Here is a 12,772-nt window from a genome sequence, read left to right on the forward strand (position 1 = left end):
TATCACCATTTCTATTTCGTCACGGTTATAGACAGTGAGCCTGAATTATTGGCTGCGTCATAAGCCTTGACCAGAATCACATGGGTTCCTTTGGAGAATGAATTGGTATTCCAGGTCCAATTTATGGTGCTGCTGCTCGATGTCGCTTTCAGCACGTTGTCTATGTAAAGCTGCATCTTGGTAACCGCTACGTTATCTGAAGCAGAAGCCTTTATTGTTACCCTTGATCCTACCTTTGACCCGCTGACGGGTGAGCTGATGGTTACCGTCGGCGGCGTGGTATCGGGCAGGGTGATGGCGACGCTGCTACTCTTGGCGGCCGAGATGTTGCCCGCGGCATCCTTGGCCCAAGCATAGGCGGTCTTGCTGCCAGCGGCCGAGAAGGTGAACGAGGCCGGTGCGATTGAGCTCCAACCGGTGGCCGAGGCCGAAGGTGCAGTTGCGCTTTCGGTCACCAGGTACCCGGTCACGCCCACGTTGTCGCTGGCCGTGAAGGAGGAGATCGCTACCGCCTGGGAGGTGGCCGTCGCCGGCATCGTGAAGGTGCCGACCGTCGGCGCCGTGGTATCGGGCAGGGTGATAACGACGCTGCTGCTCTTGGCGGCCGAGACGTTGCCCGCGGCATCCATGGCCCAAGCGTAAGCGGTCTTGCTGCCAGCGGCCGAGAAGGTGAACGAGCTCGGCGCACTGGCACTCCAGCCGGTGGCTGAGGCCGCAGGTGCAGTGGCGCTTTCGGTTACCAGGTAGCCGGTCACGCCCACGTTGTCGCTGGCCGTGAAGGAGGAGATCGCTACCGTCAACGAGGTGGCCGTCGCCGGCATCGTGAAGGTGCCGACCGTCGGCGCCGTGGTATCGGGCAGGGTGATGACGACGCTGCTGTTCTTGGCGGCCGAGACGTTGCCCGCCGCGTCCTTGGCCCAAGCGTAGGCGGTCTTGCTGCCAGCGGCCGAGAAGGTGAACGAGCTCGGAGCACTGGCACTCCAGCCGGTGGCTGAGGCCGAAGGTGCAGTGGCGCTTTCGGTTACCAGGTAGCCGGTCACGCCCACGTTGTCGCTGGCCGTGAAGGAGGAGATCGCTACCGTCTGGGAGGTGGCCGTCGCCGGCATCGTGAAGGTGCCGACCGTCGGCGCCGTGGTATCGGACGCCAGAGTATAGGTTACGACAAGCTGCGGCCTTTGGGTTGCGTCAACCGCTTCGCTGGAAGCAAATGTTCGGCTACTGTCCGAGGTGGCCAGGTTTGATGAATTCAGCAGCAGCCCCATATTGTTGCCCGGATTGGCAACCCAGTCTTTGACAATGCTTGTCACATTCCAGCTCTTGTAACCATTCGTTTGATCGATAAGAGGTGCATCAGCAGCAGGGGCGATATCGGACTGCGCCAAGGGGACGCCGCCGTAAGGCACACTGCTGGCTGTCCAGGGGTTCGTACCGTCATAGGTGTATCCGGTGCTTTTGGCGATGACCGGTTGTTTATTGATTATCTCTGATACCGGTATTTGATACGACGTATCTCCGCTGCTGCTAATCAAATTAAGATTGAGCGTGGCGCTCTGGATCTGGGCATTGGCCGGCAAGGCGGAGACATCCCACTTCATCAGGATCGCATTGGCTGGGGTATTTGCCGGCCATGTATAGGTATTCAGCGCCACGTTTGAGCCGTTGACATCGGTGTTGATATTGAGAAACGTGTCCTCGACCGTATTGGGATAATTGGAACCGTTTGCATTACCGAAAACAGCGGTAAGGGTGCCGGCAGACGACGTAGCCGTATTGTTCACCGTAACAAGTATGTTGGCGGACTGGCCGACGTTACCGGCGGCGTCGTAGGCCTTGGCAGAGAGAGAGTAGGAGCCGTTGGCGACGGAGGCGGTGTTCCAGCTGAAACTGTAAGGTGCCGCACTGCTGCTGGATTGCAGTATATTGTTGGCGTAGAACTCCACCTTGCTTACGCCTACGTTGTCAGAGGCGCTGGCGGTGACTGATACCGTACCGCCAACGGTAACCCCGGCGGCAGGCGCTGTTATTGAAACGGTCGGGGCGGTCGTATCCGGCAGGGTGATGGTCACGCTGCCGCTCTTGGCTGCCGAGACGTTGCCCGCCGCGTCCTTGGCCCAGGCATAGGCGGTTTTGCTGCCGGCAGCCGAGAAGGTGAACGAGGTCGGAGCCGTGCTGCTCCACCCGCTGGCGCTGGCCGACGGGGCCGTCGAACTTGCGGTTACCAGGTAGCCGGTCACGCCAACGTTGTCGCTGGCCGTAAAGGAGGAAATCGCTACCGTCAACGAGGTGGCCGTCGCAGGGATACTGAAGGATGAAACCGTCGGGGCGGTCGTATCGGCAACGACGTTATTGACCGTTACGGAAACGTTCGATGATTGCCCGATGTTGCCGCTGGCATCATAAGCTTTGGCGGAAAGGGTATAGCTGCCGTTGGCAATGGAGGTGGTATTCCAACTGTAGTTGTACGGCGCTGTATTGGCGGCATACAGCAGGGCGCCATTCTCATAAAATTCAACACTGCTTACTCCCACGTTATCACTGGCAGTGGCAGCTATGGTTACTGTCCCGCTCACCACGGAACCCGTGGCCGGTGACGTCACCGATACCGTCGGAGCCGTCGTGTCGCTGCCCGCAACCGTTACCGAGACAACACCGGATTGCCCCACGTTGCCGGCGGCATCATAGGCCTTGGCCTGCAGCGTGTAGCTGCCGGAGGCAAGCCCGGCGGTATTCCAGGAATACACATAGGGGGTCGCGGTGTCCGTGGCCTTAAGAACGCCGTTCACGTAGAACTCCACCTTCGTTACCCCCACGTTGTCGCTGGCGCTGGCATTGACCGAAACCGTGCCGCTTACCGTCGTACTTGCGGTCGGAGAGCTGAGGGACACGGTCGGCGGGGTCAATTCGGGGATACTGGCGACATTCGAGTAGGAGCTTTCGACACCGGAGGCGTTATAGGCGGCAACGGCAAAGTAGTAGGCATGGGCTGGATCCAGTCCTGTGATGGTGGCGCTGGTCAGGCTCTGGACATCGAGAGGGGCCGCGCCCTGGGTGGCACCGGTCCCCTGAAAGGGCTGGGTGGCGGAATCTGCCTGGTAATAGACCTTGTAGCCGGTCACGCTCGGATCCGTATCGGCATCCCACTGGAGAACTATACTGGAGGCAAAACAGGTAGCTTGGGCAGCTACGAGTAAAACCATCGTGAGCAGATTGACCAAAAACAATCGGGACTCACCAATCCAGCCATTTCCTGTGTTCTTCCGTGTAGCAGTTCTCATTTTACGTTCTCCTGTTTTTGCCAATAAAAAAGCCGGGGCCAATATACCTTTTGGTATTTCGGCGACCCGGCTGTCTCAATGAGACCCTGTAGGCTTTCCGTCCCATCCTCGCGGATGGTTTAGTATTATCGTGTACCCTTCTTTTATGTAGTTCCTTTATCGCAGAAAGCCCCAAATAAAGGTGTGACCGGTCTCACAAAATCAAGGAAGTCTTCGACGGATGTGTGACCGGGCTCACAAAAGAGATGAATAACATGTGGATAGGGAGAACAAGATTTGTTGCAAGGAGGGATTTTACGGCTCCCGGAGGAGCAGTCACTCGGTTATCTGGCCACGACTGGGGTCTACTTCAAAGGAGTGTTTGAACAAACCAGAGCAAAGAAGAGATGCGGGACAAAAACGATCCATTTCCCTATTTTCATTTCCTGCATCATGAACTTTCCCCTCGTGTCATAGCACCAGCTATTTAACAGACAGGGGAAACCAAAACCAGAAAAAACCGCGCTGTGATTTTCCACAACCCGGCTGACGTTACCTTCCCCCCAAAAGAAAAAGCCGAGCCCCGTATACCTGATGGTATTTCGGCGACCCGGCTGTCTCAGAGAGCCCATCTAGGCTTTCCGCCCCATTCTCACGAATGGTTGAGTATTATCGTGTACCGTTTTTTGAACTTCTGCTGGCGTATATTCTGAGCAGCAATGTTTGTCAACTAAATCCAACACTATGCGACACGGAACAAACGAGCTCTCAACCATCTAAAGTCATCTGTTTTATACAGAAGACGATTTATTTTAACATGGTGGTACGTTTTCTATATAACGATTGCTAATCAACCGGCAGTTGGTCATTGAACCGTGACTTTAAGATTCTTCGGCGCAGTCGGACCAGATGCGACGCTTCCACCAAGAGTAACGGGGTAACCGGACGCATTTGCGGTCCCCGTTGAATCCACGACATACAGATATGCTGCTCCAGTTAGACTGCCTGCGTTAAGTTGAATGCTTGCTGCTGTGTCATTCCATGATGTAGGATACTGAATTTGGCATTGTGTACGCTTTGACCACGCGGAACTGTCACAGAGTTCAATGCGGGCTGGCGTACCATGCGAGATATAAATATCTTTAAACCCGACAGCCCCTTGAGTCATATTTCCTAAACCATCTGTGCCAAAATAGTTTTGCCATACAACATAGTTCCAGTTCAAGCCGCTGTAGTGTGTTTGCCAATTTGAATTACTACTCATACTAACAGCAGAGCCAGGAACGTAATTACTAAAATTAACTGATCCACTTGAAGATCCAGAAGTAGTTATATCCAAATCCACACGTTGCCAAGTACCTTGAGGTGCTGCAGGACTAAAACCAGGCCAAAGAGAACTCGAGTACAGAGGTCGTGTAAACTGATTACCACCAGCGTTATTGTGAAAAAACCAACAGTCTTGACCATCTCCATCTATGATGGTTTGAGTAGGAGTGAAGCGGATAATCTTGTATTGCCCGTTTCCTGTAAAAGTTGTTCGCTGCCACCAAGACACAAAAATATGGTCAGACGATGTGACTGCCGTAGGAAATTTGTAATATAGAGGTGCCTCAGGATTGCCACTGCCTGAACTCGTATAGTTACCAGTCATTTGGAGGACTTTAGTCCCCCATGGCACATTGCTCGAGGAATACTGGATATCATTTCCCCACTCTGTATCAACGGACCAATTTGTGCGACTAAATGAGTTACCAGAAGTCCCCGATTCAATGGGCCCTTTTGCTCCACCAAGAAATTCCAAACTAGATGTACCAACGGCAGGATTTGCACTAAAGCCTGAGCCGGAAATGGTCACCGCTTGGCCATCAACAAATGAGCCACTCACACTTATAATTGACGGTGCGGCAATGGCTACAGATGCAGAAAATAGGCATATAGCCACGGCTGGTACAATCTTTACTTTAATCAATTGTGCGTTTAGTATCATGTTCTTTCTCCCAGTTTACTTACTGATTGATAGTTAATAATGAAAGCCATGTGATGCAAATAACTTTTTAAACCGTACACTTACATTCTATCACAATCTTAATTACGCAGACAACTATGCAAAAGAATATCGCGTCGTAGAACTCATGAATCCCGCCCATCAGCACGTAAAAAAGCCGGGGCCATTATACCAATTTGGCATTTCGGCGACCCGGCTGTCTCAGTGAGACCCTGTAGGCTTTCCGCCCCATTCTCGCGAATGGTTTAGTATTATCGTTTACCGCAGTATATTTGTAATTTTGACTATACTTACCATAATACTAAACGAAAGGTCTGTGATGTGAATCACAAAAGCATAATTTACAATAATGCTTGATTGTAATATTTCGCAAACCGGGCGTTAAGCACCCAAAATTACAAACGAACAATTAAGACTGAAATTTTTCACTATATACAAAAACTTAAAATGTCAGACAGATTTTGTCAACTGATATTTGACTAAATTTTCTATGACAATCCTAATCTCGAATACCTTTAATTTTATCAATCTCGTCAATTAATTCAGACGATAAGACATTCCAATTGTTGTTCATTAACTGCTTTTGCAAAATAATCTCATTTTTAAGATGCCGTAAATTATTTATAGCGCTAATGATGCTTTCCGATATTTTATCGGCGCTATTTTGAGTAAATACCGCGCCACTTACAAATAGCTCCCTCAGAGCTTTCGTATCACTTAATATGAGAGGCACTTCTGACGCAACGGCTTCATATGCCCCACAAACAAGACATGCTTCCCTGTTGGTTAAATCAATTATTAAATCAGAAGATTTTAGTAATGACCAGTAATCCTGGTCAGGCAAAAAACCGGTTAAAATAATATTATTAGACGTAGTTGTATAATCATTTATAACTTTTTTACTGGATAATTTCTTAACGCTACCTGTGAAATAAAAAAATACATCAGCTCCAAAGGTATTTGCAGCTTCAAACATCTCCGAATAGGGCTCATCATCTCCGTAAGTGCATACACAAACAACATTTATAGCCCCTTTAAGAGCAATTTTGCGATTATTTAAATCGACATCTGGAACTTTATCCGGCAACACGAAATATTGAGAGTTGTTGTAAATAAATTTTGCAAGTGAATTATTGGTTATTATTGTTAAATCAGATCTCGAATGTAAAAAAAAATTAATTTTTCTTATTAATTTTAAAAGACGATTTTCTGGATCAAGTGCCGCATTATGTGTATCAACAATTAGTGTATATTTTAGCATACTTTTCAAAACACATGCTATAAAGGTCAATAAAATAGATGGATTTTGTACGAATAATACTTTTGGTTTGTATTTTATCAACCTTATTATTGTCAGAATAGTGAAGTATGGGTGTTTAAATATTCGACATAACTTTGAATCTAATATTATCAATTCAATATTTAATGTTTTACATATCTCAATAGTTCTTCTATGTCTTTCCCAAGCGATCCAAATAGTATCTTTCATAATAAGAAGCACCATTATCTAATAATAGATATTCACATCTAAAGTCATATCAAGTTATATTAAGGCCACTAACAGAACAAAGCTCATTCGTCTTTTCGGTTGCTATATTATTCATATTATAAAGCGCAATTGCGACACCCAGCCCAAACCACCAATATATTTCATATAAATCCATTCCAAAAAGACCAAGCACCAACCTGATTACAATATAGAAAAATAACGCCATTGTAATTGATATGATAAATTTTATATCTTTTATATTTTCTTCACTTTTGTACTTTACCAAATCATCTATGCCATCAACACTAAGTAGCTTGATGTTATACAGCAATAAGCGTTGTAAATTATTTTTTATCATATAAAGCATTGTCAGTAATTTGTATATTAACATTAAAAATATTATAAGCCCTTGTATTCCTAAATTTGTTGCAACTTCTAAATATAGATTATGTGTATCTTGCGACCTGTTAAAATATTGTGATCTGACTTTAGGAAAAGCTTGTATTCCGACGCCAAGAGGATGCTTGTAAAAGATATCTATGGCATCTTTCAAGATCTCTATTCGTTTTTCAGAAGATTGACCTTCCTTTTCATGTAAGGTGAATATGGAGTCAAACCTCTCGGCATATTGCCCTGGTATAAATGAGTAAGACAAAATTATAATAGGGATCAAGATTAAAATGTACTTTACGCGCTTCAAGCTCAATAGTATAAAAGCTACGAAAAAAATAAAACCGACATAACCTGTTCTTGATCCCGTATATAAAATTATGTTCAAAGCAAACACAGCTAACACGAAAAGGCCCATTTTTATATACTTATTAACAAGTGGCCAAAGCGTATATATAAACGGCAGTGTGCCAAGGGCCATCCCTGAAAAAGAATTAGGGTGCTCATAGATCGGGGTGGGGCCATGAAGCCTCATAACTCCCTGATTTTCCCACATCATGCTTCCCGTTATTTTACCCAAAAAGCCTTCTTCACCCATCTTAAAGCAGGCCAACAAAAAGGCAGCCAAGAAAAATTTCAAGTGCCGTGGGCTTCTTACAAAACAGGTGATAAACCACGCCATGCACGCAAACTTTATGATTCTATCCAAAAAGACATCAATGGATCTGTCAAAATCATAAGAAAACGGCAAAGAAATCACTAAAACAAAAAAATACAATCCAATATAGGGGAAGAGAGGGCAATTCCAATTTAACTTAGGGGTAAATAAAATAGACGATATAATAAGAATGGATGCATAAATAAACTCAAATCGTATACTGCCAAGCATTGGTACTCTGATGCCTATTTCTAAAAACCATATAACAACATACCCACATAGCAGTAGGATATTTAATAGAGATATATTTGGATATTCTGTTATTTCTATTTTGTTTTTCATAAATTCCGCATATATTATACCATGTATATTAAAATAAGTTATTGTATCCGGCAAATGGAAAATCTGTACTTCCCAGATTTTTCAGGTTTGATGCAATCTACAAGCTTAATTGTTACGTTAACACTATTTCCGAACAAATTTATAAAATATTCAGATAATTCATATTGTGTACCTCCACTATAATCTAAAGCAGGAACTACCAATAAAACAATCTGATCCATAGTTTCTTGCACAATCTGCAATTGTGCTATGCCGGAAAATTTAGTCAACGTATTTTCAATCAATGACACGCCAGCGACCCTGGAACCATCCCTTCGGATCAAGTAATCCGCGACTCTGCCGGTAACTTGTTCCATTAAAGGCAGCCCCCTTCCGCAGGAGCACTTTCGTTCGCTTGGAATCCCCATATCCTCAACCTGGTATCGGATAAAAGGCATTGCATAATTCATTAAATCAGTGATTACAATCTTACCTTGTTCTCCTGGCTTTGCAGGAGTATTGTCTTCCTTCAGGAACTCAATGTAGAGATGTTCAATATTCAAATGCAAACCTTCGTGTTTCTCGCATTCAGATGCGATCAGGCTTAATTCCTCACAACCATAACGGTCGGTAACTTTAACCCCAAAAACCGACTCAATAAACTTACGTTCATTTGGCAAAAGCATCATTGAGGTTGATAAGATGCCTCTAGGCTTTATCTCCTTGATTCCAAGCTTATTGACGTATTCCGCCAATATATAAAGAGAATGGGCATGACCATACAAAAGAGATGGTTTGGCGCGCTCCCATTCCGCCGCAAAAGTCTTCACGGCATGTTCCGTGACGTTCATGGTATCTAGATATATCAATGGGTTCAGCAGCCAGTTCTTTAATTTTCCTTTTATATCTTTAGGCAGCTCAGGATTTCCCCATACGGCACCAACGGGTTCCCCAACCTCCCACCCAGTCCATCTGTCATGCCGACGAGCACAGGCGTTGCGCAATTCGCTGCACTTTTCGGTGAGATAAACGTCAAGTGGCTTTCCCGTCGAGCCCCCGGTTTTATAGTGTTGTAGCTCTGCCGTATCAAAATCGCGACTGATCATGCGCAGCGTATTTTTACGAATGTCTTCTTTGGTTAGAAGCGGAATAACCTGCAAATCCTCAGGAGAACGCACTGATTCGGGAGTAATCCCGGCTTTTTCGAACCTTTCGCGGTAAAATGAGTTATTTTCCCATACATGGCAAAGCATGCGCTCAAGCCGTTGCCATTGCCTGTTTTTCAACTCCTCTTCCGGTAAAAATTGTGTTTGCTCCAACTCGCGCCAGTATCGGAGGAGGGGACTGCCGTTAAGCCGGAAAATGAGCGGCTCGAACAGCTTGCGGCGTAGCAGCGACGATGTAATGCTACCCGGCATGGTTCCTCCTTATTGCGTCCCATCTGTCGCAAAAGGAACGATAATAACCTTCCCATTGCGGCATGATGGTTCCCCAGGTGAATTTTTCGATTATTTTTCTTTTGGAATTGCCACCTAGCTTTTTCCTCAATTCCTGGGAATCGGCAAGGCTGAGGATGGCATTTGCCAATGCCACAGCATTGCCTGGTGGAATACAGGCGCCATTCGTATCGTCAACCAGTTCGCTGTTGCCACCGACCGCAGTGGCCACCACGGGGAGGCCGCAGGCCATGTATTCCAATATGGCATTCGACAGGCCCTCCTTGTCGGAACACAAAACGCCGACATCAATATGGTGCAGATAATCGCTCACATTGGCGACAGCGCCCATGAAATGCACTCTGTCGCCGACATCCAGAGTATCGGCAAGGCGCTGTAGTTCCACTCTCAGCCTGTCGTCGCCCAAAATGACTAGTCGAATGATCTTCCTGGGGGCACTAGTCTTCAATTCCGCTAAAGCGTGAAGCAGAATATCTATTCTTTTCACTGGCTTCAGGTTGGCTACGATCCCTATCCACAAATCGGCACGATACTCTTCGAAAAGAACGGGGCAATCCGGTGGCAGCATTGGGAAGTCAAGACCATTGCCAATTACTGTGATATTTTCAAGAGGTATGTTTTCATATCGAACTATATGTTCCTTTATGGCAAAGGCGTTAGCTGCTATGCCATCCGCTGATCGCAAAACAAACGGTTTGATTTTTTTATACAGCCAATGATAGGAAGGTTCATCGCTCCCCAAGCCCAAATCTCTGCGGCTGACAATCAAAGAATGCTGTTGTTTGCTCAGTAATTTCCCCAACCATCCAACAAAGATCGAATCTTCAAAAAAGGTCTGAACGATATCGATATCCATTTCGCGAAGAAGGCGCTGATAATCTAAAAGGACCAGAGGAAAGCCGGGCTTCAGGAATCCTCTATACCCCAGTGTGACAACCTTGCATGGTAATGAATTTCGTATCATCCATGGAGATTCATACAAACATACCAGCGTGACTTCAAACATATTCCGGTCCAAACGTTCGATGATGCTCAGGAGTTGCTTCTCAGTTCCCCCTTTATCGGAATCGATAGTGTCGATGAGATATGCGATGTGAATTTTTTTTGTCATGAAATGCCTTCACCCATCACTTACAGATAACCAGATACGCGCGACCTGAAGCTCCCCCTGGTTTCAAACCTGCCAACACTGATCCTGGGAATTTCCAGCAGACAATTCTGCGCAGACCATATCCCAGGCGTAGTAGTTACAGCAGTTTCATATCCCGCCAGGTGTACCTGCTCTTTCACGCAACTGTTTAAATTCCCATTAGGATACGCAAAATGCCTGGGCGGTAAGCCGGTCATTCTGGTAATCTCCAGATGAGCCGTTCGAAGTGATCCCTGAACCTCTTGGGGGGTAAGTTGGTCCAATAATTCATGCCCATGGGTGTGTGAGCCGACAGTAACACAAGCCGAAGCCGCAAGGCGTCGCGACTCCTCCGGGGTCAGCATTTGCAGGGAAGCCCCGACATCAGCGTATGGCTCCAAAATGCTCTCAACGTTTTTATCACGATCCGGCGGCGCCATGAGCTTCAACCTGCTCAGAATTCCCTGGACTTGCTGCCATCGACATTGTTCACTGGCCAGATGAGAAATCTTGTAACGCTCATTCTGACCATTCAATGTCAGGCAAACGTGTATGTCACGGGGCACATCAAGCAAGTTAATGATCCGGTCGTACCAATACTGTTTTTGGTCCACGACCGCCTGAGTAGCTATAAACACGGTGAATGGAAGCCCCATCGATTCCATTAACGGCAATACGACATCAATATTCCCCTTGTATCCATCGTCAAACGTCACAACCGCGAATGGCCTATGGGAATCCGTTTTCCCCGTGATCCTATCGAGTGCATGATCCATTGATACAACATCAAAATGGGTCTTCAGAAAGATCATCTGCCACCGGAAATCCGATTCCCGGACGACCGTCCAGGCAGGCAACTTAAAATCGTCCGGGAGTACCTCGTGGTACATCAGCACGACACCTGAAGACGGAGACATTCGGCTGATGGCGCATTTGGCAACGATCTCCGGGAAAAAATATCTAAACAAACGATTCTTGAGCCCCACGCCTATCTACCCCGCACCCTTTTGCATAGTTCTTTGGACTGGTCCAGAACACTGAACAAATGGGAACGCCACGTGCCTCGTTTCATGTCGCATCGATAGAGTACCCGCGACTCATTTGTCCAAATGCCTTTGTAACTCTCATCGCCCTGGAGAAAATTGAACTCAGTCACACCTTTCGAACAACAGTTTTCAAGCGCCAGAAAGAGCAGAACCGAACCAGGGCTCAAATCCCCATAAGCCGGATCATGGGCGACCTGATAGTAAAAAAAACGGTTGCAAAACTCGAAGCCGTAGATGACTGCAATCAACTTGTCGTGCAGGCGAAGCCCATAGAAACGAACCATACTCGATTCCTGGGCGAGGAGTCGATGTAACGACTCCACGCGACCACCTTCAAAAGTGCTCTCAAGGGCTCTCTCCAACGCCCTTTTCTGATGAAGGGCAAATAAAGCATCTAAGAAAAAAGTGTGGGTGCCGTTATCCACCGAGGAGACCAACTCCCCTCCGGACTCCAGAAACTTACGTACCATGGAACGCAAATTATAACGTTTTTTTTGCTTGAATTCCCCTAGTAAATCATCAAAATTCCGAGGCAAAATCTTGAATGGTTCTACGGAAACACTCTTTGCCGGCAGGTTCCAGTCAGCCAGTTCATCCTCTAAAACCCAGTCCAGTATAAATCGATCCCAGTCGGGGACTTTCAGCAGGTACTCATGTAGTGCTTTGGCACATCTTGCCCTGTCACATGGCCTGCTTATCAACCCAACGGGGTCAGGATAGAAATCCGTACCCAGAAAACGTAGGTCTCTCCCACCCAACGCATTAGGTTTGCTGACCAAGGGGAGCACTGCCTTTATCCTGCCATCAAGCTTTACCACCAGAACGAGCAGACTGTCCTCACGACAAAGATGCTCCGCAGATGCTTTTAACCAGTCGCCGCTGCAAAAAAAACTGGGGTATGACATGTTCTGAGCTATTTCGGTACAAACATCCCAGACTGGGCACAAATCTGCTTTGACGACAGGTTCGACGGTGAAATCTGGGTTCATCTCACTCATAACAATAAGTCATATTCTGCAACAT

At 46.8% G+C, this 12,772-nt stretch carries 8 protein-coding genes and 2 riboswitches; all 8 genes read right to left on the minus strand.

Features of this window, described 5'->3' with window-relative positions; genetic code table 11:
* Positions 1-11: 11 nt before the first annotated feature.
* Complete coding sequence (locus F6V25_RS03415; protein WP_246166945.1) at positions 12-3,275, minus strand: Ig-like domain-containing protein; 3,264 nt, start codon at positions 3,273-3,275, stop codon at positions 12-14.
* A 57-nt stretch (positions 3,276-3,332) separates the two neighbouring features.
* Positions 3,333-3,409, minus strand: a riboswitch (cyclic di-GMP riboswitch).
* Positions 3,410-4,119: 710 nt separating this feature from the next.
* Positions 4,120-5,241 (minus strand): hypothetical protein, encoded by a 1,122-nt coding sequence (locus tag F6V25_RS03420; protein WP_151127243.1) that lies wholly within the window; start codon positions 5,239-5,241, stop codon positions 4,120-4,122.
* A 201-nt stretch (positions 5,242-5,442) separates the two neighbouring features.
* Positions 5,443-5,519, minus strand: a riboswitch (cyclic di-GMP riboswitch).
* Between the two features lie 239 nt (positions 5,520-5,758).
* Positions 5,759-6,748 carry a glycosyltransferase gene (locus tag F6V25_RS03425; protein ID WP_191966056.1) on the minus strand — a complete coding sequence of 330 codons (990 nt, stop codon included), beginning with the start codon at positions 6,746-6,748 and terminating at the stop codon, positions 5,759-5,761.
* A gap of 49 nt (positions 6,749-6,797) precedes the next feature.
* Positions 6,798-8,138 carry an O-antigen ligase family protein gene (locus F6V25_RS03430; RefSeq protein ID WP_151127245.1) on the minus strand — a complete coding sequence of 447 codons (1,341 nt, stop codon included), beginning with the start codon at positions 8,136-8,138 and terminating at the stop codon, positions 6,798-6,800.
* A gap of 38 nt (positions 8,139-8,176) precedes the next feature.
* Positions 8,177-9,535, minus strand: coding sequence for a phenylacetate--CoA ligase family protein (locus tag F6V25_RS03435; protein ID WP_151127246.1), 1,359 nt, complete (start codon positions 9,533-9,535; stop codon positions 8,177-8,179).
* Entirely contained in the window at positions 9,525-10,685 is a 1,161-nt protein-coding gene (locus F6V25_RS03440; protein ID WP_151127247.1) for a glycosyltransferase, read from the minus strand. The genes F6V25_RS03435 and F6V25_RS03440 overlap by 11 nt, the downstream gene beginning before the upstream one ends.
* A gap of 20 nt (positions 10,686-10,705) precedes the next feature.
* On the minus strand, positions 10,706-11,689 hold the full coding sequence (locus F6V25_RS03445) for a polysaccharide deacetylase family protein (protein ID WP_151127248.1): 984 nt from the start codon (positions 11,687-11,689) through the stop codon (positions 10,706-10,708).
* Positions 11,690-11,691: 2 nt separating this feature from the next.
* A complete protein-coding gene (locus F6V25_RS03450; protein ID WP_191966057.1) occupies positions 11,692-12,747 on the minus strand; it encodes a GNAT family N-acetyltransferase in 1,056 nt (351 codons plus the stop codon).
* Between the last annotated feature and the right edge of the window lie 25 nt (positions 12,748-12,772).

Origin of the sequence: Oryzomonas japonica, from assembly GCF_008802365.1 — a bacterium.
Taxonomy (GTDB): domain Bacteria; phylum Desulfobacterota; class Desulfuromonadia; order Geobacterales; family Pseudopelobacteraceae; genus Oryzomonas; species Oryzomonas japonica.

What these genes read in the sequence shown, in the direction of transcription:
- F6V25_RS03435 (WP_151127246.1), bottom strand. Translation starts at nt 9,535, where the DNA reads ATGCCGGGTAGCATTACATCGTCGCTGCTACGCCGCAAGCTGTTCGAG.
- F6V25_RS03450 (WP_191966057.1), bottom strand. Translation starts at nt 12,747, where the DNA reads ATGAGTGAGATGAACCCAGATTTCACCGTCGAACCTGTCGTCAAAGCA.
- F6V25_RS03425 (WP_191966056.1), bottom strand. Translation starts at nt 6,748, where the DNA reads ATGAAAGATACTATTTGGATCGCTTGGGAAAGACATAGAAGAACTATT.
- F6V25_RS03440 (WP_151127247.1), bottom strand. Translation starts at nt 10,685, where the DNA reads ATGACAAAAAAAATTCACATCGCATATCTCATCGACACTATCGATTCC.
- F6V25_RS03430 (WP_151127245.1), bottom strand. Translation starts at nt 8,138, where the DNA reads ATGAAAAACAAAATAGAAATAACAGAATATCCAAATATATCTCTATTA.
- F6V25_RS03415 (WP_246166945.1), bottom strand. Translation starts at nt 3,275, where the DNA reads ATGAGAACTGCTACACGGAAGAACACAGGAAATGGCTGGATTGGTGAG.
- F6V25_RS03420 (WP_151127243.1), bottom strand. Translation starts at nt 5,241, where the DNA reads ATGATACTAAACGCACAATTGATTAAAGTAAAGATTGTACCAGCCGTG.